Below are 23,135 nucleotides of genomic sequence, written 5' to 3' on the forward strand. Positions count from 1 at the left end.
AAATGAAAAAGAATTTTATAACCATCGCATATAACGAGAAAACAGACCACTGTGAATCCAAAGATTTCGCAACCTTTCAGGAAAGCGCCGATTATTTCAAGACCTTTGAGACATCGGCCCAGCCCAACTATGTCCCTGTGTGCATCTATAATTTGAGCACAAATACGGTACTGGAAGTCAGTGAATATTACGAGAACAAAGATCGTGAGCTGCAGCAGATACTTGCCCGCTGTGTAGATAATCTGTAAATGGATACCTATAAAAAATGATTCATTTTACCACCGTAAATCTTGTGTTTGCTGCAGCTTCAGCTTGGTAAACAAATTTATTACATTCCGTAAAGTGACATCTCATTAATTTTTAATATCTTCAAGCTGACAATCAGACCAAAAAACAAGTCATTCGATGAAAACCAAACTGACACTAAGCCTCTTAATGATATCATTAGGTTTAACGGCATGCAACTCCAAGCATGCAGGCCCCAATGGTAGCGCAGACAGCAGCGCAACAGCACCAACGGATACCACAAGCTATCCACCTGTAGAGACCCAAAAAGCAAATACGGATTACAAACCAGCCTTTGCTGGCCAGACACGGATTGCGGGTGCAAAAACAGCCACCCCTTACGAAGGTAAGGTTATCGCCGAAGGCCTTAAATCACCCTGGGGGATTACCGCCCTACCTGACGGCCGGTTTTTGATCACTGAAAAGGAAGGCAGCTTACGCATTGCCGCTGCGGACGGAAAATTAGGTGAACCAATAAAAGGACTTCCACCTGTCAATGCCAGTGGTCAAGGCGGATTGCTTGGCATAACTTTAGATCCGGATTTTACATCCAACCGTATGGTTTATTGGGTCTTTTCTGATAATACACCTTCCGGCACACTGACTGCTGTGGGCAAAGGCAAACTTGCAGCTGACGAGAAATCGGTCGAAGGTGCAAAAGTTATTTACCAGGCAACGCCGGCGCATAAAGGCAATCTGCATTATGGCGGACGTATTCTTTTTGATAAAGACGGAAACCTTATTTTTAGTACAGGCGAGCGTTCGGATCTGGTCACCCGACCTCTGGCACAGGATCTGCAGGCGGCGCTCGGAAAAATTCTGCGTATCACCAAAGATGGGCAGCCGGCGCCCGGAAATCCATTTGCCGGCCAGGGAAATGCCCGTCCGGAAATATATAGTTACGGACACCGCAATCCGCAAGGGCTAGCATTGCACCCAGAGACAGGTGACCTGTGGGAGACTGAATTCGGCCCTCGCGGTGGAGACGAACTGAATAGAATCGTGGCAGGAAAAAACTACGGTTGGCCAACCATCACTTATGGTATAGAATATAAAGGAGACAAGGTGGGCGAAGGTATTCAGCAAAAAGAAGGCCTTGAGCAGCCCGTCTATTACTGGGATCCAGTACTCTCCCCCAGCGGTATCGCTTTCTATACCGGGCAGAATATTCCTGAGTGGAAAAACAATCTTTTCATCTGTGGACTCAGCAGTACACATATCGCACGGATTATCTTAAAAGATAATAAGGTCGTCGGTGAAGAACGCTTGCTCGCCGGCGAGGGACAGCGGTTTAGAGATATCACGCAGGGAAAAGATGGGGCACTTTACGCCATTACCGACATGGGGCGATTATATAAAATAGACAAAAAATAACATACGGATAGCCCCTTTCGGGGCTATCTATCTTGTTGGCCACCAAGGCACTCATAGTGAGTTAGGCGGTAGATCTGACACTTTTACCAGTTTGGCGTGATTATTGATACTTTAGGGATAAATCAATAATATATTATATGGTAAAAAAAGAGAAAATGAAAAAATTATTAGAAATCACTCCCCTGTCGTTTTATGTAACCAACTGGGGATTTATCCACAACACTGAACCTAAAAGAACGCGCAAAACGAACCAAACTTCTCCAAAAAACTAAGTTGCGTTCTCCTCAAAAACAATTTTAAATTTTATTAAAAATCATCTGCTGATATCCTCCATACGGATATGAGTAAGAGATTTATTCTTTTACTTATTCCGTAAACAGAGGGTATCATTTCAGGCAAAGAAAAATGCTAGCAAAATTACGATGATGATACAGATGATCATGATGTATTTGTTCAATTGGCTATTTTTCTCACCTTCGTCACTCTTATAGTGATAGTCACGTTTATTCGGTAAATTCATAGAAGTCTGTTTTTATTCATGATGAAGTTACGGACTTTTTTCCATATTATTCGTGGTGATAAGGTTCGCCCTTCATAATCGTAAAGGCCCTGTAAAGCTGTTCAGTAAAAAACAGCCGGATCATCTGATGGGAAAAAGTCATTTTGGAAAGGGACATTTTCGCATTGGCACGGTCGTAGACCTTTTGATCAAAACCATAAGGGCCACCGATCACAAACACCATATGCTGCACACTATTGACCATCATCTTTTCCAGATAAGCAGAAAAATCCAGCGATCTGAACTCTTTTCCGAACTCGTCCAGCAAAATCACCATATCCTGTGGCTGCAGCTGCTTCAATATAAGAGCTGCTTCTTTGTCTTTCTGCTGCTCAGCAGAAAGACTTTTGCTGTTTTTGATGTCGGGTATAACGAGCAGATTAAACGTCACGTAGAATTTTAACCTTTTGATATATTTGTCAATTCCCGCTATCAGGTAGCTGTCATCGGTTTTTCCGATGCAAAGTAATGTTATTTTCATTCGTATCAGTTACACAAAAATTAATCTTGGCCCAACCAATGGGCAGACTCTGCTGCTGTCGATAAAGCGCACCTAATGACCTGCATCCATTGGCAGATGGCAAAGTTCGGATTTTATTTAATACTTAGGTAAGCAAAAAAACACAAACAATAAAGAAAGTTATTCGTTAATTCATAGAACCTTTATTTCTAGAAACTATGCACAGAATTCAACTTCCAAACATCAAAAGGCTAAACCCTATTTTTCTTATCGTATTATGTTTGATCAGCTATCGGTCATTAAGCCAGGAGATTGACCCTGACACAAGCAAAACATGGACAATCAAAGGTGAAAACACATTTCTCATCAACCAGAGTTCATTTTCCAACTGGGCCGCGGGGGGCGTCAATTCATTTTCGGGAAACCTCACCCTCAATTACGATTTCAATTATAAAAAAGGTAAGTGGTCCTGGGACAATAAAGCGCTTGCCGCATATGGACTGACATTCCAAAAAGAATCGGACTGGCGCAAAAATGATGACCGACTGGTATTGAATAGTTTACTGGGACATCAGGCTTCAACATACTGGCTCTATACCTTTTTCCTAAATTTCAACACGCAGTTTGCAGACGGCTATGATTATACAAAGGAGCCCAAAGAACGTATTTCACGATTCCTGGCACCTGCCTATCTGAGTTTCGGTCCCGGCTTGGCCTACAAGAGATCCGACAACCTACGCTTCAACTTATCACCTGCAGCGGTGCGATTGGTGATGGTGAGCGATACGCTGCTTTCAACGCGGTATGGACTAGATGCAGGCAAAAAATTGCGGACAGAATTCGGCGCATCTTTTGATGCTTATTATAAGGTAAATCTGATGGAGAATGTCTCTTTCGAGAATATCTTAAAACTTTATTCGAATTACCTGGATAAGCCACAGAATGTTGATATCGACTATACAGCTAATTTATTTATGAAAGTCAACAGATTTATCACAGTCAATGCTGGTGTACAGCTCGTTTACGATGATAACACCGCGCTTCCGATCATTGAAGATGGAAAAGAAGTTGGAAGAAGAAATTCTGCATTACAGGTTAGGCAGATTGTCGGTGCTGGCTTCACGTATAAATTCTAACGACGCAGATCCCATGACAGGTGCAGCGATTAAATAAAAGCGGAAATCAGTGATTTCGGCTTTTATTTAATCGGTATATGAGAATTCAATATTCATTAGAAGGGGGCATCATCCGGCATATCATTCATACGAGAAGGCATTGTGATGCCGCCACTGAAACCGCCACCAGCAAAATCATCACCAAAGTTAGGTGAGGGATTGAGGGCAGAAGCCGAGAATGTACTAGGCGCATCGCCAAATCCGTCTCCCGCACCCATACCCGAAAACTCATCTTCCAGATCGACAAACTTCACGAATTTACCTACGAAACGGAGCGGCACGATACCGGTTTCACCATTCCGGTGTTTGGCAATAATAACCTCTCCTACCCCTGCAGTCGGCCGCCCTTCTTCGTCTTCGGTCAACCCATAATATTCAGGCCGGTACAGGAAAAGCACCATATCGGCATCCTGCTCGATAGATCCGGACTCCCGTAAGTCGGAGAGCATCGGTCGTTTGCTGTTACCCGGACGCGATTCGACGGCGCGGCTCAGCTGTGAGAGTGCCAATACCGGAATATTCAACTCTTTGGCCACGGATTTCAATGCCCGGGAAATGCTACCGATTTCCTGTTCACGATTTCCACCGCCCTTACCTTCAGCTTTACCATGCATCAGCTGCAGGTAATCCACAATCACCATCTGTATATCGTACTGCGCTTTAAGCCGGCGGCATTTTGCCCTAAATTCGAATACGTTCAATGCTGGTGTATCGTCAATAATAATCGGCGCCTCGGTCAGCCGTCCAATCCGTGAATGCAACTGCTGCCACTCATGGTCCGCCAGATTACCTTTTTTCAATTTTTCCTGTTCGATCTCTGTCTCTCCCGCGATCAAACGATTAACAAGCTGTACAGAGGACATCTCCAGCGAGAATACGGCAACAGCTTTCCCATGTTCAACCGCAGCATTTCTAGCAACAGATAATACGAAAGCGGTCTTACCCATGGCCGGACGCGCAGCGATGATCACCAAATCAGAAGGTTGCCATCCCGACGTCATACGGTCGAGGGCTGTTAATCCCGAAGGTACCCCCGTAAGCCCGTCGGTACGATCGCGCAACATCTCTAGATTGGAGATCGCTTCACGCATAATATCGTCCATCTTGCGCGAGTCTCTTCTCAGGTTGTTCTGTGCAATATCGAAAAGGCTCTTCTCTGCATGATCCAGAAGATCAAATATATCCGAAGTTTCATCGTAAGAGCTGTTGATAATCTCCGTGGAAACCTTAATTAATTCCCGCTGTATATACTTCTGGGAAATGATACGGGCGTGGTATTCAATATTTGCTGCCGACACGACCCTGTCCGTCAATTGCGTGATATAATAGGCTCCGCCAACCATCTCCAGGGCTCCCATTCGCCGAAGTTCAGCGGTAACAGTTAAAATATCAATTGGTGAGGTTTTCTGAAAGAGACCGAAAATAGCCTCAAATATTTTCTGATGAGCTTCTTTGTAGAACGATTCGGGTTTTAAAATATCAATAATCTCACTTAGCGCATTTTTCTCAAGCATCAGTGCCCCCAAAACAGCTTCCTCAAGATCCACTGCCTGTGGCGGTAGCTTTCCGAGGCCACTGACCAAATTATTTAATTTGGTACGGCGCTCACCATAATTGCCACGCTTGTTATTGTCCGTATTATTCGTTTCAAAATTGCTCTCGTTCATCATGATATTATATCAGAAATATAGCTTCGGCCACCTCTAAATTAGGATGGGATAACAAATGTATAAAAAATAAAATTCATCAGCGGCATGAATTACACACAGGTCTTTCCGCTACGAAGATGACAGCTGTCAAAACGCTTTGAAGGACACAGTTTTACAACATCACTTTTTAACATCCAGTGTGGAAAACATGTTGAAAATAAAAAATATACACTCACAGTCAACCTGTTAAAAAATGTGAATAACTTGAATGGATGTGAACTATTTTTCAAAGCGGACGCCATGAATTCGTTTTCCGGCGATGTAGCGTGATGAAAAGCGCCGGAAAAACAAATCTTATTTTCCGTGTTAAAAATAGACTTATATTGTATCTTTGTGATTATGACGCACGACTCTTCTACATTGAAACCCTATAAAGATGCCAATGACGGCAAGAAAAAACAGGTAGCGGATATGTTCAACAACATCTCGCATTCCTACGATTTCTTAAATCATTTCATGTCTCTGGGCATTGATATTATCTGGCGAAAAAAAGCGATCAGGGCCCTAAAATCCATCCATCCACAGCTAATACTGGATGTTGCAACCGGAACGGGCGATTTTGCGATTGAATCCATTAAGATATTGAATCCTAAAAAAATCATTGGAGTCGACATCTCCCAGGGTATGCTGGACGTAGCCAAAAAGAAAATAGCAAGCAAGGGCCTGGAGGGTCAGTTTGAAGTTCAGCTCGGTGACTCTGAAAAACTACAGTTCGACGACAACACATTTGATGCGGTCACAGTGGCCTTTGGGGTTCGCAATTTTGAAAACCTGGAAAAAGGGCTGTCCGATATTTACCGCGTACTAAAGCCCGGCGGTAAAGCCATTATCCTGGAATTTTCCAATCCAAAAAAATTTCCGATCAAACAGCTTTACAACTTCTATTTCAAATATGTGACACCCACCATTGGTAAGTTTTTCTCGAAAGACTCCAGTGCCTACGAATACCTACCGGAGTCGGTTGCTCAATTTCCGGAAGGGCAGCAGTTTGTCGAAATAAACAGAAGAGCCGGGTTTAACCACACGATTGTCAGACCGCAGACTTTTGGCATCTGTACCATTTATGTCGCAACAAAGTAAGTGTCTAAAGGATTAAGTAAAAACATATGACAAAAACAGTTTTCATCACCGGAGCAAGTTCAGGAATTGGTCAGGCTTGTGCCGAAGTGCTGGCAAGAGAAGGTTATGATCTTCTACTCTGTGCCCGTAGGTTAAATCGTTTGGAAACGTTGAAGGAGAAATTAAATACAGCCTATCCTCATATTCGCATTCATACCTTCGAACTGGATGTCAGAGATGCAGAGCAGGTGCAACAGCAGATCAATGGTCTACCGGAAGAATGGAAGAAAATCAATGTGCTCGTTAATAATGCGGGGCTGAGCCAGGGCCTTGACCCCATTCATCAGGGTGATATTGGCGACTGGGACAGAATGATAGACACCAATGTCAAGGGCCTGCTGTATGTAAGCAAGGCTGTAATACCGCTGATGGACACCGAAAATGGTGCACACATCGTCAATTTAGGCTCTATTGCCGGCAAGGAGGTTTATCCTAATGGCAATGTGTACTGTGCAACCAAGCATGCCGTAGATGCGCTGACAAAAGCAATGCGCATTGACCTACTCTCCAGTGGCATCAAAGTCACTTCCATCGACCCGGGAATGGTCGAAACTGAATTCTCGGAAGTGCGTTTTCATGGCGATAGAGACCGCGCCAAGGCGGTATATACCGGCGTACAGCCACTGACCGGCACAGACGTGGCCGAAACCATCCTTTTTGTCATTACAAGGCCTGCCCATGTGAATATCAACGATCTATTAATAATGCCGACAGCACAGGCTACCGGCACGATTGTCAATCGAAAATAATACGTATTATGTCATTAGAAACTCAAATAAATCAAGACATCAAAGCCGCAATGATCGCAAAAGACGCAGCGAAGCTTCGCGGACTGCGGGCTATTAAGGCGGCAATTCTACTAGCAAAAACAGAAAAAGGACACGCTGACGAATTGAGTCAGGATGCTGAAATCAAAGTATTACAAAAACTGGTCAAACAGCGCCGTGAATCTGCAGAAATCTACAGAAGCCAGAATCGCGAAGACCTCTATCAGATCGAACTGGAAGAAGAAAAGGTGATTGAAACCTACCTGCCTAAACAACTGAGCAAAGAAGAGGTTGAATCAGTCATCAAAGATATTATTGCAGAAACAGGAGCTTCCTCTATTAAAGATATGGGCAAAGTCATGGGCGCTGCCAACCAAAAGTTAGCTGGTCAGGCCGATGGAAAAACCATTTCAGAGGTGGTCAAAAGTCTATTAGCATAGTTATCATCCCTATCTATGGGACAAATGGAGAGACTCGCTTGCAGTGTAGCCTTTTCATTTGTCCCCCACTCTTTCACTGCTATGAACAACCATCAATGGGTACTTAAGAAATTTGACGAGCTGACCAATACCGAACTTTATCGTATTTTGAAACTACGGCAGGACGTCTTTGTGTTGGAGCAGGAATGCCTGTATCCGGAATTGGATGGCAAAGACCAATACTGTCTTCATCTTTGGACCGAACAGGACTATGAGATCATTGCCTATACCCGTCTGGTACCTCCTGGTCTCTCTTATCCGCAGCCCTCCATCGGACGCGTTATTGTCGCTAAAGAGGCCCGTGGCACAGGAATAAGCCAGGCGCTGATGCAGAGATCAATTGAGACGGTCCGCGAAGTTTTCGGACCCCATGAAATTCAGATCGGCGCCCAGTTCCATTTAAAATCATTTTATCAGAAATTGGGTTTTGTCCAGAACTCTGAACCCTATCCGGACTACGGAATTCTGCATATCGACATGACCAGACCTATGGATAAGTAATTTACATTATGAACAATATCGTTATCATCACTGCTGCCCTACTAGGCTCCCTAGCTATTATCCTGGGCGCTTTCGGGGCCCATGCCTTCAAAAAGATTCTCCCGTCCGAGAAACTGGAGTCTTTTGAAGTAGGCGTCCGCTACCAGATGTACACCGCCATCACACTGTTAATTCTAGGGCTAAATTTTTCTTTTGAATATCAATCCGAACGAATTGCCTTCTATCTGATCACTTTAGGCACTCTCCTGTTTTCGACAAGTATCTATTTTCTGGCTTTTGCCGCTTATTGGAAAAAGAATCTAAAGTTTTTGGGACCTATAACTCCTCTGGGTGGCCTGCTGATGATAGCAGGATGGGTTGCGATTATCCTTCGTTTTTTATAATTTTGTACCACATACTGGCAATGATGTCTGCCCTGAACCGCCCTAAGAAGCTGATGACGTCTACTTTATAATATAAAAGCACTATTTATATCAAGTAGATTATGGCTGCAAAAGTCCAATACAACACCACTATTCGTTTTTTTTTCAAATGGCTCTTTGCTTGTGCCGCTATCGGCTTCGCAGTGGGGTCTGTGTGTGCCTTTTTTTTATTCTCGTTAAACTGGGTCACACAGTACCGAGAGTCTCAGCCCTGGATTATATATGGACTGCCCCTTGCGGGACTTGTCATTGCAGCATCCTATCAGCGCTGGGGCCATACAGCAAGCCAAGGTAACAATTTGCTCATCACGGAGTATCTATACCCGCAGCGAAGGATTCCTCTGGTGATGGCACCGCTCGTGCTATTCGGAACCCTGCTGACCCATCTGTTCGGCGGCTCGGCAGGACGGGAAGGTACGGCAGTGCAGATCGGCGGTGCGATATCGGATCAGCTCAACCGTTGGTTTGACTTTGACAAAACGGAGCGCCGCATCCTTATTTCTATCGGCATCAGCGCGGGGTTTGCAGCGGTCTTTGGTACGCCACTCGCAGGCGCCGTTTTTGGCTTAGAAGTATTGCTGATCGGGAGAAAAAGATACCTCGGTATCCTCCCCTGTCTCGTTACGGCATACCTTGCGCATCTGAGCTGCCAGCTCTGGAACATACCGCACACCCATTATCCGATCCATGAACGAATACCGGCACTCTCTGCCAGCGGTATCCTGTGGAGCATGATTGCTGGTGTTCTCTTTGGTCTGGCAGCGTGGCTATTTACGCTTGCAGGTGACTTTTTTAGCATCCAATTCAAACGGATTGCATCTCCCCTTGCCAGACCTTTCGTTGGTGGAATTGTTATTATCATAGCTGTTGCACTGTTGGGCAGCACAAAATACATTGGCTTGGGCATCCCGATGATTCAGGAGGCCTTTCGGAGTCCTTCCCCTGACGAAGCTTTTATTCTAAAATTATTGCTGACCACTTTCACTCTTTCGGCTGGCTTTAAAGGCGGGGAGGTGACTCCACTATTTTTTATCGGCGCCACTCTGGGCAGTGCATTAAGTCTGGTCATTCCCTTGCCATTGGGGTTACTGGCTGCCATGGGCTTTGTAGGGGTATTCTCCGGGGCAACCAATACACCGCTGGCCTGTATGGTGATGGGCTATGAGCTGTTCGGTCTACAGCCAATACTGTATATCGCCATTGCCTGCTTTGCTGCATTCATATCATCGGGCAAAAAAGGTATTTATAAGGCACAAAAAGGAGGAGTAAAGGAAACCTTATACCGCAAGCTCAATTTATAGCACGCCACAGATGACGCCTGAAGCTAACGGTAATATTAAAGCAATTTTCCCTGCAAGAAGAATGCGGCAACGGTAAAATAAATGATCAGACCGGACACGTCCACCAGCGTCGCAACAAATGGCGCTGACGCGGTGGCAGGATCCAAACCGAACCTGCGCAAAATAAAAGGTATAAACGAACCTGAAAGGGTCCCCCACAGAACGATAAATAACAGGGAGACAGCCACTGTCAAGCCTATCGCTACCCAATACTGGCCATAATCGTACAGGCCGAGAAAATGCCAGGCCAGTATGCGCAGAAAACCGATAGCTCCCAGAATGCCGCCCAGGATCAGACCGGAAGACACCTCTCGTTTCATGACGTACCACCAGTCTTTGAGCTTCAGTTCGCCCAACGCCATTGCACGGATAATCAATGAAGCCGCTTGAGAACCTGAATTCCCGCCGCTGGAAATGATCAACGGAACAAATAAGGCCAACACCACAGCTTTCTCCAGTTCGCCTTCGAAAAACCCCATGGCCGAAGCCGTCAACATCTCACTGAAAAACAAAATAATCAGCCAGCCTGCCCGCTTCTGAATCAGCTGCAACAAGGGCGTCTTCGTATAGGCCAGATCCAGCTCTTCCATTCCCCCGAATCGCTGTATATCTTCAGTATCTCGATCTTCGATCCGATCCAGTACATCGTCGAAGGTTACAATTCCAACCAGCACGCCGGCATCGGTAATGATGGGCAGGGCACTTCGGTCATATTTTTGAAAGATCTCGAACGCCTCTTCCATCGGTGTTGTGGCCCGGATGGCGGCAAAATTATAATCGATGAGGTCTGAAATTTTAGTGGTGCCATCGGAAAGAAGGAGCTGACCGATTTTCAGGTCATCGATCAATACATTTTTTTCGTCCACCACATAAATGAAGTTGAGGGTCTCCGCTTTCCTTCCGAACACCTTAATATGTCTGAAAACATCATCCACGGTATAATATGGTCGTACCTGCACATACATGGGTGTCATCAGCCGCGCAATGCTGTCTTCCTTATATCCGATAAGTTCTAGGGCCATCTGTTTCTCACGCTCATTCAGCAGGTTGATCAAATATTTGATCAATTCATCCGGCAGTTCAGAAAGCAGTTCGTTTCGGGTATCAGGCTTTAGATTATTCAGCAATTCAGACAGTTCCTGTTCTGTCATTGATTTAATCAATGTATACTGAACATCCACTTCCAGAAAGGAAAAGATTTCAAGTCTATCCAAAAGCGGATAGTTCATAAACTCCTGATGTTGCTCACCTTTATTGAGGCGTGATATTTCTTCCGCAATATCCGCTGGGTGAAGTGCTGAATTTTGTTCCATTGGAAGAGTATTTTAATGGATTTAGCGCAAAAGTAGCTTATTTTGTAGGATTTCCAATATGCTACCCCGTATTTTTTAGATACTGTACTTTCAATTCGGTTCAAAAATACGCTCCGCGGACTCTTAAACGCGATAAGTCGCCAAAAAAAGTCTAGATTTTACGATAACTTAAAAATGAATTAACCCCGGACTAAGTTCTACGGCTGCTGCCCCCCGTCTGAACAATCGGGCAGTCCATGGTCCTTCCAGCTTGATTTGCCCATGGCGCACTTCCAGCCAACTGCCTTCACGCAGACCGATAACAGGCTGTTTATTAAACTGATGGAATTCCTGAATGCGTATCTCCCGCGTTTCGCCCTTATGTGTGGAATGAGGATCGGGATCCAGGTAATGGGGATTAATATTAAATGGCAGCAAGCCCAAAGCCTCAAAACTTGCGGGATACACAATGGGCATGTCGTTGGTCGTCCCGATGGACATTCCGGTCAGATTCGAACCTGCTGAAGTGCCGACATAGGGCACTCCCTTGGCAATCTGCGTACGTAGCTGCTGCATCAAATCCAGATCGTATAAAGTCTTCAGCAATAAAAACGTATTGCCACCGCCCACAAATATGGATTTTGCCTCCTCAATCGCTGTTTTCTTATTCGGATAGTCATGCAATCCCTTAACCTTGATATGCTTATCCGCCAGAGCATGCTGTACCTTGGCTGTGTACTCCTTATAAGAAATACCCGAGGGCCGGGCGAAGGGTACAAAAAGCAGTTCATCGGTCTGGATAAACTGCACAAAATCCTCTTTAATATAGCTGAGAAACGCACTACCATGAATCGTACTAGTACTGACAACCAACAAATTGTATGCGGGGTTAATATTCATATGTTGATCTGAAATTAATAAACAATAAGAAATGTATCCTTTGCTTTGTTAACGCAAAGTCAAAGGTACATTTTTCGCTGCTGATTCTTTATTTTTTGTCGGCAGACTTTCTCTCCGCATTCAGTCTTTTATTTTCCTGAAGCGCTCTATGCAAAAGATATTCAATCTGCCCGTTCACACTCCTAAACTCATCTGCGGCCCATTTTTCCAATGCCTTGTACATCTGATCATCAAGCCGCAACATAAAGTTTTTCTTATCCGCCATCTTAGTGAGTTTATTGATACAAGGTACCTGTATTAACAATCGGTGTAGCAGCTTTTTCTCCACAAAGGACCACCATAAGGTTGCTGACCATTGCAGCTTTTTTCTCATTATCCAATTCCACAATATCTTTTTCGGATAATTTATTGAGTGCCATTTCAACCATCCCTACCGCACCGTCCACGATCTTTGCACGTGCAGCAACAATAGCCGCCGCCTGTTGCCGCTGCAGCATGGCTCCGGCGATTTCCGACGCATAGGCCAGATGACTGATCCTTGCTTCTTTGATAATTACCCCTGCTGGAGCAAGCCGTTCGGACAGTTCTTTTTCAAGGATATGGTTTACCGTGTCTCCGCCTTCTCGCAATGTGATCTCAGCGCCTTCATCTTCCAAGTTGTCATAGGGAAAACTACCTGCCAGATGTCTTACCGCTGCCTCACTCTGTGTACGTACATACGATGTGTAATTGCTGACGTCGTACGCCGCTTTGTAGGTGTCCCCCACCTGCCATACGATGACAGCGCCGATCTCAATCGGATTACCCATCTTATCGTTCACCTTCAAGGTCTGCCCCTGCAGGTTGTCCGAACGCAGACTGATCTTGATGGTCGAATACAGTGGATTTACAAAAAACAGCCCGTTTTCCTTAACAGTACCCACGTACTTACCGAAAAAGTTCAGCACACGGGAATGGTTCGGATTAATAATCATTAATCCCTTCAGAATAAAAAAGGTGGCGATCATCAATACAACGCCCAGGACAGCATAAAGAGAACTTTCCTCCAGGTTCATAAATGAAAATATGGCCGCAAAAAAGCAAACAACTGCGATTAACAAGGCTAAATAGCCAGACATGGGTTTTATTAGTTTTTCCATAATTTATTAATATATTTATGATATCATTTTAATATCATAAATATAGCAAAAAGCATTTGATATTTCAAAGCGGAATAGAATATTATTAAATTTGAATATGCTTAAAAAATCATTTTCCCCTATCGTCAACAGCTCCACCAAAGTTCTTGTGCTCGGCTCCTTGCCCGGAGATACGTCCCTTGCGGAAAATGAGTATTATGCCCATCCGCAAAACCGCTTCTGGAAAGTTATGCGCCATTTATTTGACCGTCCCGACGCGGTCGATTACACCGACAAAATACAATTGCTGCTGGACAATGGTATCGGTCTTTGGGATGTATGCGCGCAGGCATCCCGGCCCGGGAGCATGGATCTTGCTATTAAAGGCGAGCGTCCCAATGCAATCACGACCTTGCTGGATCAATACCCAGCTATCCGCAGGATCGTTTTCAATGGACAAAAAGCTTATCATTTATACCGTAGACATTTCGAAAAGAGAGCGGACATTTCCTATGTCTGTCTGCCCAGCACGAGTCCTGCCAACGCGAAAATAAATCTTGAAAATCTCGTTGTCCACTGGCGTATTATCGCAAGTGATTAAAATCCTTAAATAAGGTTCGTTAATTCAGTGCTATTGCTTATTTTTGCGCTAAGATGTCAGACTTAAAATACAATCAACGAGGCGTATCCGCAGGAAAAGAGGATGTGCACAATGCGATAAAAAATATCGACAAAGGCTTATTTCCCAAAGCATTCTGTAAAATTATTCCCGATATACTAGGCGGAGATGAGGCATGGTGCAATATTATGCACGCCGACGGTGCCGGCACCAAATCTTCCCTAGCCTATGTATACTGGAAGGAAACTGGTGATATTTCGGTCTGGAAAGGTATCGCTCAGGACGCGATCATTATGAATATAGACGATCTGCTTTGTGTGGGTGCCACAGACAATATCCTCTTGTCCTCGACCATTGGACGAAATAAAAACCTGATTCCGGGTGAAGTCATTGCTGAGATTATTAACGGTACAGAGGAAATTCTCGCAGAACTTCGCGAGCTTGGTATTGGCATCTACTCGACAGGCGGTGAGACGGCAGACGTTGGCGATCTGGTCCGGACGATCATCGTTGACAGTACGGTTACCTGTAGAATGAAGCGTGAGGACGTGATATCCAACCATCGGATTCAGGCGGGCAATGTCATTGTTGGATTAGCATCCAACGGGCAGGCCAGCTATGAGAAAGAGTATAATGGCGGCATGGGATCCAATGGCCTGACTTCGGCACGGCATGACGTATTCAATAAACAGGTAGCAGAAAAATATCCCGAAGCTTACGATCCAGCCGTTCCTTATGAGCTGGTCTTTGCCGGAAGCCAGGATCTGACCAGTACCGTTCAGGTTGAAACAGGCCAACAGGTGACTGCGGGCAAACTGGTTCTTTCGCCCACTCGGACCTACGCTCCTGTAATCAAAAACATCTTGGATAAATATCGTTCACAAATAGACGGTATGGTGCATTGTTCGGGCGGAGCGCAGACCAAGGTGCTTCACTTTGTGGAAGATGTACACGTCATCAAAGATAAGCTCTTCCCGGTCCCGCCTCTTTTTGAGTTGATACAAAAAGAATCAAATACCGACTGGAAAGAGATGTATAAGGTCTTCAATATGGGGCATCGGATGGAATTATATGTGCCTGAGGCTATTGCCTCGGACATCATCGCCATCTCGGAATCATTCGGTATTCCTGCGCAGATCATTGGCCGTGTCGAAGCCGCTGCATCCAAAAAAGTGACTATAACATCTCCGTATGGAGAATTTATCTACGAATAAAGCGATAAGCACTGTCCCCTTTGCGGATCAGTGCTTTTATTCCACTTGATATAATGAAAGAAAAACATCTTGTGGGCTGGAAAGAAACTCTAGACCTGCCTGAACTGGGGATATTTGGTATTGAAGCAAAAATTGACACTGGCGCCGCTTCATCGGTATTGCACTGCAACGCTTATAAGATAGTCCAGGAACAGGGCCATGACTGGATCATCTGCGAACTTATCACCGATTTTGCGACGCATCAGACAGCCACGCTCAAACTCAGGCTTTACAGGACCAAACTTGTGAAGAGCTCCTTTGGCCAAGAGGAAAAACGGTATTATATCCGGACTACAGCCAAGCTCTTTGACCAGGTCTTTGATATCAAAATTTCATTGAGAAACCGCTCGGAAATGACCTATCCCATGCTTCTAGGGAAAAACTTCCTGTATAAAAAATTTTTGGTTGATGTGTCCAAAGAAAACCTTTCACTCAAGAGCCTTTCAAATAAAAACAAATAGCGACGCTATTTTGTTATCTTAGCACAAAATATATTCAATATACAAATCGTGAAAATTGCCGTATTATCGACAGTAAAGAGCTTATACTCTACTCGTCGTCTCGTAGAAGCCGCCCAACAAAGAGGACACGAATGTGTTGTCATCGACCACAGCAAGTGTTATGTAGGCATTCAACAAGGTAAACCTAGTATTCATTACAAAGGACAGGATCTTAGCGATATTGACGCCATTATCCCACGGATAGGAGCTTCGGTGACATTTTATGGATCCGCCATTGTCCGGCAATTTGAAGTTATGGATGTCATTTCAGCCAACCCTAGCCAAGCGATCACCAGATCAAGAGACAAACTGCGCTGTCTGCAGATTCTTTCGGGCGCCGGTATCGGGCTCCCGATCACCGGATTTGCGCGTACAGCGTCCGATGTGGACGATCTGATCAGTATGGTCGGCGGTGCTCCGCTGGTCATTAAACTGCTGGAAGGGACCCAAGGTATTGGTGTCGTTCTCGCCGAAACCAAGAAAGCTGCATCTTCGGTTATCGAAGCATTTTATGGACTGGGCAACAACATCTTGATCCAAGAGTATATCAAAGAATCCAAAGGCTCAGATATCCGTGCTTTTGTTGTGGATGGCAAGGTCGTGGGAGCGATGAAACGTACAGCCAAAGAGGGAGAGTTTCGTTCCAACATTCATCGCGGAGGTACCGCACAGGTCATCCGGCTGAACAAAGCCGAGCGCGAAACCGCCATTGCTGCTGCCGCACAATTGGGACTTACGGTATGCGGTGTAGATATGATTCCCTCCGACCGCGGGCCATTGGTGCTGGAAGTGAATTCCTCGCCGGGACTGGAAGGTATTGAGAAAGCAACAAAAAAGGATATCGCATCAGAAATTATTCAGTATATCGAAAGGCAATACGAATTAAAACGTGCGCAGATGCCAAAAGTCGTCAAGAAAAAGAAAAAACGAGAAAGCAAATTATAACAAAAAATGCAATCGCGATAAAGGGTTGGTAGGTTATTCTTACCAGCCCTTTAATTTTTGAAAACAGGTCATCCACTAACTGCAAATTATTTATGCTAATCACCTGTTATTTTCCTATCATCAGATGCAAATTTTACTTATCTTAGGTCAAATTATTAATCAATGAAAAGATTCAGCCAGTTATTACTTGCTTTTATCCTGATATTAGCAACTTTTTCTTTGTCATTTAGTCAGATCCAAAAAGCTGCCAGTCCTTCCTGGCTAAGGCCCATTTCGCTGAAACCTATCAAACCAAATCTTGATGACATCAGCGATGGATATTATTACGAACTAATTGATCATCAGGTCAATGTTGATCAGCAGACCAAATATTATAAGGATATAAAATTCCTTTTTGATCAAAGCGGCATCGAAAATCTTGGGCAGATCCAGGTCACATTTGATCCTCATTTCCAAAAACTGCAGCTGCACGAACTGAAGATCATCCGAGACGGCAAGAGTATGGATCTACTACCACAGGCAAAATTTCAACTGCTGGCTTCGGAAACCGAACTGGCAAGATCGATATATAATGGAAGCCAAATGGCCTATTATGTACTGGAGGATCTACGCAAAGATGACCGGATTGTCTTTGCCTATTCGATCGTTGGCGCAAATCCGGTATTTGAAGGTAAGTTCTTCGACAGTTATTATTTACAGGGTTATGAACCTACGGGCCTGGTCCATCTCCACTATATCATTCCGAACAACCGCAAGCTGCATTTCAAAAGTTTCAATGGCGCACCGCAGGTGCGTCAGGAATCCAAAGGCGGTATGACCAGCTACTTTTGGGAAATCAACGACGACAAGCCGGTTGTCTATGAAAGCTACAGCCCTTCATGGTATACTGCACTCAAATATGTTGAATGTTCGGAGTTCAACAACTGGGCAGAAGTTACTCAATGGAACAATAGAATCAATCCCATTCCACAGATCGCCACATCGGGGCCGCTCCGGGATTTCGTAAATAAGATGTGGTACGAGTCTGAAGGACAACCCTACCTGTTTGTGAAAAAAGCCACTGATTTTGTTCAGAACGAAATCCGGTACATGGGGATCGAAATGGGAGAATACTCCCATCGTGCCAACCTGCCGGAGAAAGTTTTCCAGCAGCGTTATGGCGACTGCAAGGATAAATCCATGTTGCTGGCCACTCTATTGAAAAGCAAAAATATCGATGCAGGCCTGGTCCTCGCCAACACCTATAAAAATCGTGGACTGGAAGCAGCTCTGCCCTCACCTCATGCCTTCAACCATATGGTTGTTGAACTCAGTATCCAGGGGCGGCGACAATACATTGATCCAACAATAACCAATCAAGGAGGCGACATCAAAAGCAGGTATTTCCCTGCTTACGGAAAGGTACTTTCCGGCCTAGATAAAAATGGTTTAACCGACATACCACAAAACGTCGCCGGCAACATCAAGATCCGTGAAGTCTTAACCCTCGAAGGAAAATTCAATGCAACGCTTGAAGTCACAACGACTTATAGCGGAAATGAAGCGGACAATATACGTAGCTATTTTCAGAGCAACGCTAAAAATGATATTCAGAAACAGTATCTCGAATTTTACGCCAAAACTTATCCAAAGATCAATAAAGCGGAAAATGTTCAGTACAAAGATGATATCGAAAATAATAGCGTTGAAATCACCGAAAAGTATAAAATCAAGAATATTGGTAAAGCGGAAAGCGGAACGACAAAGAAATATATTTCCCTGATCGGATCCCATATTAATGATAAACTTCCAGAAACGCTGGAAGATCGCGTGGCACCGCTGAGCTTGCCCTTCCCCAGTGATGTCGAATATGAAATCCTGATTATCAATAAAGGCAAGGCATCCTTTGGCCAATATCGGAATAATGTTTATTTTGACCGTCAGGCTTACGTTTTCGGTAAAACCCTTGAAGTTGCTCCCGACAGTATACGCATATATTACACTTTAGGTTTACACGAACCATTTGTCGACCAAAAAGACCTAAAGCAGTATTATACGGACTTTGCCGACCGTGATAATATCTTTTACAACGGTTTTTATCTGGACGAAAATGGGTACGCGACCGATGGTATACCCAATGTAGGCACGCCCAGGGCAGCCGACGAGATCAACTGGTTTACACTCGTCGTATTTCTCGGTCTGCTACCTGCAACAATATGGTTTATAGCAAAAAGATACAACCGGAGCAGACCGGTTATCCTCAAACCTTATGAAGAGATCTACCATGAACAAGTGGGTGGCTGGCTGATCGTGCTGGCTATTGTAATTGTCGTCAATGTACTGTCCCTGACGGTCTCCTTCTTTTTTAAGCAGTCCTTTTTCAACTCCGTCATCTGGCATGCTATGGATCAGGCAGATGGCGTTTCTCCTTTCCTGTACAAAATATTAATCATGGCGGAGATGGTTGCCAACGTGTTAATTATGGCCGGCCTGACCTACAGCTTTGTTCTCCTGGTCAAGAAACGGGATCTTTTTGCACAGACCTTTTTTGCAATAGCGCTGTTTATGGCAGTATTTTTTACCATTGACGGTATTATCGCCTATGTGATGTTCAAACCACATCTTGACCGTGTAGACAGTACAATTGGTATCTATGAATCGAATATCCGGGCGATTCTCTTCTTTTGCATCTGGGGTACCTATGTATACAGCTCTCAACGGGTAAAAGGCACCTGTCTCCACCCTTACACAACGGAGCATAAGCTGCATACTGCGACCATCTCGAACCATCCATTTGATAGCAATTACTTAGGGCCCTATCCACTACCGGTGCATCAGGACGAGACAATAAAGGCCGAAGAGGATCCGGCTAATGGGCAGCCTAAAGAACAGTAATTGTTGATTTTTCAGCATCCCTCCCATTGATCTCCGCTTGTCCGAACAGCCATGAAGATTAACGGGAGGCTACTCTTTATTCCGTCTCCCGAACCGGATTGTCTGTTCGTTCGAAAGATAGCGAAAACATTTACAGCGTACTTTCTCACATAAAAAAAGGAGCCTACAAGGCTCCTTTAATATCTCTAACAAATTGACAGCGGATTAAAAACTCTATTTTACTGCGTCTACAACTGCTTTGAAAGCTTCTGGGTGATTTAAAGCTAAGTCAGCTAAAACCTTACGGTTCAAACCAATGTTTTTAGCGTTTAATTTACCAATCAACTGAGAATAAGAAATTCCATGTTGACGAGCTCCAGCGTTGATACGTTGAATCCATAAAGCTCTAAATTCGCGTTTTTTGGTTTTACGATCGCGGTAAGCGTATTGTAAACCTTTTTCTACTGTATTTTTAGCAATAGTATAAACTTTGCTACGTGATCCATAATAACCTTTCGCAAGGTTCAGGATTTTTTTGCGTCTTCTTCTAGAAGCTACTGCGTTAACCGAACGTGGCATATTTTTAAAATTAGTTTGGTAAAAGGCGTCATGTATCTCAATGAACTTACTACCCTGTACCCGGTTAAAAAATTATTATTAATAAAATCGAATAAAACTTATTTACCGATAGCAAGCATACGTTTAACGTTACCCATATCACCATCAGCTACATAACTTGTTTGTGTCAAGTTACGTTTACGTTTTGTGCTCTTTTTTGTCAAGATGTGGCTTTTGAAAGCGTTTTTTCTTGCAATTTTACCTGTTCCAGTCAATTTGAAACGTTTCTTTGCGCTGGAATTGGTTTTTACTTTTGGCATAATACTTATAAATTTTATATCAATCTGTTAGAATCTTTATTATTTTTTTGGTGCCTTTGGCGCTACCGTCAAAAACATACGCTTTCCTTCCAATTTGGGTAACAGCTCCACCTTACCGTAATCTTCCAGGGCCTGTGCAAAACGCAGCAACAGGATCTCACCTTGATCTTTGTGCACAATAGCACGACCTTTAAAGTGTACGTAAGCGCGAACTTTTTCGCCATTTTCCAGAAACTTGATCGCATGTTTCAGTTTAAAATCAAAATCATGGTCACCAGAGTTAGGTCCGAAACGAATTTCTTTGATAACAGTCTGTTTTGCATTAGCTTTGATTTCCTTTTGTTTCTTCTTCTGTTCGTAAACAAACTTACTGTAGTCGATAATCTTACAAACCGGCGGTACAGCATTTGGCGAAATCTCCACTAAATCAAGTTCCAATTCATCAGCCAACTCTAGCGCTTTACGCGTAGGGTAAACTCCTTGCTCCACATTATCTCCCACCAAGCGCACTTCCGGCACCTTGATCAATTCATTAATGCGGTGATCTGGTTCTTTCTTTCTCATTGGTGGTCTTGGACCACCGGGTCTTTTTAATGCCAAATGTTTAAAAATTAAACGGTTATTTCCTTAATTAATATATCTCTAAATTCGTCAGCAGTCATAGTTCCTAATTCTACTGAACCATGTTTACGTACAGAAACTGTGCCATTTTCCACCTCTTTTTCCCCTACAATCAACATATAAGGAAGCTTTTTCACTTCGGCGTCTCTGATTTTTCTGCCCACCTTCTCGTCACGTAAGTCTATCAGTCCGCGAATATCGGAATTATTTAGCGAATTCAAAACATTTTGCGCATATTCTTCATACTTTTCTGACACTGGCAAGACGATAAACTGCTCAGGCGCAAGCCATAACGGAAATTGCCCTGCACAATGCTCAATCAATACAGCCACAAAACGTTCCAAAGACCCGAACGGTGCACGGTGGATCATCACGGGGCGATGTTTCATGTTGTCACTTCCTGTATATTCTAACTCGAATCGTTCAGGTAGGTTGTAATCCACTTGGATAGTACCCAGCTGCCATTTGCGTCCAAGGGCATCTTTGACCATGAAATCCAGTTTTGGTCCATAAAAAGCCGCCTCACCGTACTCGACGACTGTTGGTAATCCTTTTTCTTCTGCGGCTTCAATGATAGCAGCTTCGGCCAAGGCCCAGTTTTCATCAGTACCGATATATTTCGTGCGGTTCTCCGGATCACGCAGCGAGACCTGTGCCGTATAATCGTTGAATCCCAGTGCGCCAAATACATAAAGCACAAGATCAATGACTTTCTTAAACTCATCTTTCACCTGATCCGGACGGCAGAACAAGTGAGCATCATCCTGCGTAAATCCTCTTACCCGAGTCAAACCATGAAGTTCTCCCGACTGCTCGTAACGATACACTGTACCGAATTCAGCAAAACGTACCGGCAAATCTTTGTACGAACGCGGTTTCACTTTATATATCTCACAGTGATGCGGACAATTCATCGGCTTCAGCAAAAATTCTTCGCCTTCGATGGGCGTTTTGATCGGCTGAAAAGAGTCTGCACCATATTTTTCGTAGTGGCCTGAAGTAACGTATAGCTGTTTGTGACCTATATGTGGTGTTACCACTGGCTCATAACCCGACTTTAACTGCGCTCTTTGCAAAAAATCAATAAGCTTTTGACGCAGCGCCGCTCCCTTTGGCAACCATAACGGCAAACCTGCCCCCACTTTCTCCGAAAAAGCAAAAAGCTCCAGCTCTTTGCCCAGTTTACGGTGATCGCGTTTTTTCGCTTCCTCAATAAACTTTAGGTATTCTGTCAGTTCCGATGCCTTGGGGAAAGTAACTCCATAAATTCGGGTCAATTGCTTACGGGTTTCATCCCCTCTCCAATATGCCCCAGCTACATTGGTGAGCTTTATGGCTTTGATAAATCCCGTGTTGGGAATATGAGGGCCACGGCATAAGTCCGTAAAGTCTCCCTGTGTATAGAAAGTGATCTTGCCATCTTCCAGATCTTTGATCAGATCCAGCTTATACTCATCTCCCTTTTCGGTAAAATAAGCCAAAGCCTCTGCCTTGGACACAGCTTTGCGTTCAAATGTTTCTTTGCGCTTGGCCAGCTCCAGCATTTTGTCCTCAATCGCTTTGAAGTCATCTGAGGAAAACTCGCGGTCACCAAAATCCACATCGTAGTAAAAGCCTGTCTCAATCGACGGACCAATACCGAATTTAATTCCCGGATATAATGCTTCCAGGGCCTCGGCCAACAAGTGCGCAGAAGAATGCCAGAAGGTCGATTTTCCTTTCGCGTCGTTCCAGGTCAGCAACTTGACCGTCGCATCTTCTTCAATCGCACGGGATGAATCCCATACTTCACCATTTACTTCGGCAGCCAGCACATTCCTTGCTAGCCCCTCAGAGATCGACAACGCGATCTCCGCTGCAGTGATTCCCTTTTGATACGTTCTTACGGAACCATCAGGTAGTGTAATTTTAATCATTTACAACTATGATCTTATATTGTTAAAAAAAGAAAACACAAAACAACATG

The 23,135-nt window shown here is 44.3% G+C and carries 25 protein-coding genes and 1 riboswitch; of the genes, 14 read left to right on the forward strand and 11 right to left on the reverse strand.

Translation table 11 applies throughout. The features are described 5' to 3' along the window. Positions 1–2: 2 nt before the first annotated feature. Positions 3–248: a hypothetical protein gene (locus tag FGL37_RS23920; RefSeq protein WP_028068463.1), complete on the forward strand. Its 246-nt coding sequence runs from the start codon at positions 3–5 to the stop codon at positions 246–248. A gap of 157 nt (positions 249–405) precedes the next feature. Further along, positions 406–1,659 carry a PQQ-dependent sugar dehydrogenase gene (locus tag FGL37_RS23925; RefSeq protein ID WP_028068464.1) on the forward strand — a complete coding sequence of 418 codons (1,254 nt, stop codon included), beginning with the start codon at positions 406–408 and terminating at the stop codon, positions 1,657–1,659. Between the two features lie 391 nt (positions 1,660–2,050). On the opposite strand, the gene FGL37_RS26000 is transcribed toward FGL37_RS23925, so the two are convergent. After that, complete coding sequence (locus tag FGL37_RS26000; protein WP_262709480.1) at positions 2,051–2,179, reverse strand: hypothetical protein; 129 nt, start codon at positions 2,177–2,179, stop codon at positions 2,051–2,053. 46 nt (positions 2,180–2,225) lie between these two features. Next, positions 2,226–2,699, reverse strand: a complete 474-nt coding sequence (gene rlmH / locus FGL37_RS23930; RefSeq protein ID WP_028068465.1) for a 23S rRNA (pseudouridine(1915)-N(3))-methyltransferase RlmH — start codon at positions 2,697–2,699, stop codon at positions 2,226–2,228. 197 nt (positions 2,700–2,896) lie between these two features. Between rlmH and FGL37_RS23935 the strand changes: the two genes are divergently transcribed. Next, positions 2,897–3,814, forward strand: a complete 918-nt coding sequence (locus tag FGL37_RS23935; protein WP_232048768.1) for a DUF3078 domain-containing protein — start codon at positions 2,897–2,899, stop codon at positions 3,812–3,814. A gap of 95 nt (positions 3,815–3,909) precedes the next feature. Here FGL37_RS23935 and dnaB read toward each other — a convergent pair whose 3' ends face one another. Then, positions 3,910–5,523 carry a replicative DNA helicase gene (gene dnaB / locus FGL37_RS23940; protein WP_028068467.1) on the reverse strand — a complete coding sequence of 538 codons (1,614 nt, stop codon included), beginning with the start codon at positions 5,521–5,523 and terminating at the stop codon, positions 3,910–3,912. Between the two features lie 378 nt (positions 5,524–5,901). On the opposite strand from dnaB, the gene ubiE reads away from it, so the two are divergent. The 6 genes from ubiE to FGL37_RS23970 all read left to right on the forward strand — a co-directional run bounded on the left by ubiE (position 5,902) and on the right by FGL37_RS23970 (position 10,151). Beyond that, positions 5,902–6,642 (forward strand): bifunctional demethylmenaquinone methyltransferase/2-methoxy-6-polyprenyl-1,4-benzoquinol methylase UbiE, encoded by a 741-nt coding sequence (ubiE, locus tag FGL37_RS23945; protein ID WP_028068468.1) that lies wholly within the window; start codon positions 5,902–5,904, stop codon positions 6,640–6,642. Between the two features lie 26 nt (positions 6,643–6,668). Then, positions 6,669–7,430 (forward strand): SDR family oxidoreductase, encoded by a 762-nt coding sequence (locus FGL37_RS23950; protein ID WP_028068469.1) that lies wholly within the window; start codon positions 6,669–6,671, stop codon positions 7,428–7,430. A gap of 8 nt (positions 7,431–7,438) precedes the next feature. Beyond that, positions 7,439–7,888 carry a GatB/YqeY domain-containing protein gene (locus FGL37_RS23955; RefSeq protein WP_028068470.1) on the forward strand — a complete coding sequence of 150 codons (450 nt, stop codon included), beginning with the start codon at positions 7,439–7,441 and terminating at the stop codon, positions 7,886–7,888. Positions 7,889–7,969: 81 nt separating this feature from the next. Further along, positions 7,970–8,428 (forward strand): GNAT family N-acetyltransferase, encoded by a 459-nt coding sequence (locus tag FGL37_RS23960; protein WP_028068471.1) that lies wholly within the window; start codon positions 7,970–7,972, stop codon positions 8,426–8,428. An 8-nt stretch (positions 8,429–8,436) separates the two neighbouring features. Beyond that, positions 8,437–8,811 carry a DUF423 domain-containing protein gene (locus tag FGL37_RS23965; RefSeq protein WP_028068472.1) on the forward strand — a complete coding sequence of 125 codons (375 nt, stop codon included), beginning with the start codon at positions 8,437–8,439 and terminating at the stop codon, positions 8,809–8,811. 7 nt (positions 8,812–8,818) lie between these two features. Beyond that, a riboswitch (Fluoride riboswitch) is annotated at positions 8,819–8,881 on the forward strand. A 31-nt stretch (positions 8,882–8,912) separates the two neighbouring features. Continuing rightward, a complete protein-coding gene (locus tag FGL37_RS23970; protein ID WP_037532133.1) occupies positions 8,913–10,151 on the forward strand; it encodes a chloride channel protein in 1,239 nt (412 codons plus the stop codon). Positions 10,152–10,186: 35 nt separating this feature from the next. Here FGL37_RS23970 and mgtE read toward each other — a convergent pair whose 3' ends face one another. From mgtE to FGL37_RS23990, 4 genes are all read right to left on the reverse strand, one after another. Further along, positions 10,187–11,503 (reverse strand): magnesium transporter, encoded by a 1,317-nt coding sequence (gene mgtE / locus FGL37_RS23975; protein WP_028068474.1) that lies wholly within the window; start codon positions 11,501–11,503, stop codon positions 10,187–10,189. 168 nt (positions 11,504–11,671) lie between these two features. Further along, positions 11,672–12,382, reverse strand: a complete 711-nt coding sequence (gene pepE / locus FGL37_RS23980; RefSeq protein WP_028068475.1) for a dipeptidase PepE — start codon at positions 12,380–12,382, stop codon at positions 11,672–11,674. Between the two features lie 88 nt (positions 12,383–12,470). After that, positions 12,471–12,647 (reverse strand): type II toxin-antitoxin system antitoxin, encoded by a 177-nt coding sequence (locus FGL37_RS23985; RefSeq protein ID WP_081817790.1) that lies wholly within the window; start codon positions 12,645–12,647, stop codon positions 12,471–12,473. Positions 12,648–12,657: 10 nt separating this feature from the next. Next, on the reverse strand, positions 12,658–13,521 hold the full coding sequence (locus FGL37_RS23990) for an SPFH domain-containing protein (RefSeq protein ID WP_028068476.1): 864 nt from the start codon (positions 13,519–13,521) through the stop codon (positions 12,658–12,660). Positions 13,522–13,618: 97 nt separating this feature from the next. Between FGL37_RS23990 and FGL37_RS23995 the strand changes: the two genes are divergently transcribed. The 5 genes from FGL37_RS23995 (at position 13,619) to FGL37_RS24015 (ending at position 19,691) form a co-directional block, all read left to right on the forward strand. Further along, positions 13,619–14,101 (forward strand): DNA-deoxyinosine glycosylase, encoded by a 483-nt coding sequence (locus FGL37_RS23995; protein WP_028068477.1) that lies wholly within the window; start codon positions 13,619–13,621, stop codon positions 14,099–14,101. A 53-nt stretch (positions 14,102–14,154) separates the two neighbouring features. Next, positions 14,155–15,333, forward strand: coding sequence for an AIR synthase related protein (locus FGL37_RS24000; RefSeq protein ID WP_028068478.1), 1,179 nt, complete (start codon positions 14,155–14,157; stop codon positions 15,331–15,333). A gap of 53 nt (positions 15,334–15,386) precedes the next feature. Beyond that, positions 15,387–15,833, forward strand: a complete 447-nt coding sequence (locus FGL37_RS24005) for an ATP-dependent zinc protease family protein (protein WP_028068479.1) — start codon at positions 15,387–15,389, stop codon at positions 15,831–15,833. Positions 15,834–15,881: 48 nt separating this feature from the next. Beyond that, positions 15,882–16,817: a 30S ribosomal protein S6--L-glutamate ligase gene (rimK, locus tag FGL37_RS24010; protein ID WP_037532138.1), complete on the forward strand. Its 936-nt coding sequence runs from the start codon at positions 15,882–15,884 to the stop codon at positions 16,815–16,817. Between the two features lie 162 nt (positions 16,818–16,979). Next, positions 16,980–19,691 (forward strand): DUF3857 domain-containing protein, encoded by a 2,712-nt coding sequence (locus FGL37_RS24015; protein ID WP_028068481.1) that lies wholly within the window; start codon positions 16,980–16,982, stop codon positions 19,689–19,691. Between the two features lie 213 nt (positions 19,692–19,904). Here the strand turns inward: FGL37_RS24015 and rplT are convergent, their stop codons facing one another. From rplT to thrS, 4 genes are all read right to left on the reverse strand, one after another. Further along, on the reverse strand, positions 19,905–20,249 hold the full coding sequence (rplT, locus tag FGL37_RS24020; protein ID WP_028068482.1) for a 50S ribosomal protein L20: 345 nt from the start codon (positions 20,247–20,249) through the stop codon (positions 19,905–19,907). A 98-nt stretch (positions 20,250–20,347) separates the two neighbouring features. Continuing rightward, a complete protein-coding gene (gene rpmI / locus FGL37_RS24025) occupies positions 20,348–20,548 on the reverse strand; it encodes a 50S ribosomal protein L35 (protein WP_028068483.1) in 201 nt (66 codons plus the stop codon). 39 nt (positions 20,549–20,587) lie between these two features. Then, positions 20,588–21,148, reverse strand: a complete 561-nt coding sequence (gene infC, locus FGL37_RS24030) for a translation initiation factor IF-3 (protein ID WP_081817769.1) — start codon at positions 21,146–21,148, stop codon at positions 20,588–20,590. Positions 21,149–21,159: 11 nt separating this feature from the next. Further along, on the reverse strand, positions 21,160–23,085 hold the full coding sequence (gene thrS / locus FGL37_RS24035) for a threonine--tRNA ligase (RefSeq protein WP_028068485.1): 1,926 nt from the start codon (positions 23,083–23,085) through the stop codon (positions 21,160–21,162). Positions 23,086–23,135: the final 50 nt, after the last annotated feature.

Origin of the sequence: Sphingobacterium thalpophilum (genome assembly GCF_901482695.1) — a bacterium.
GTDB lineage: Bacteria > Bacteroidota > Bacteroidia > Sphingobacteriales > Sphingobacteriaceae > Sphingobacterium > Sphingobacterium thalpophilum.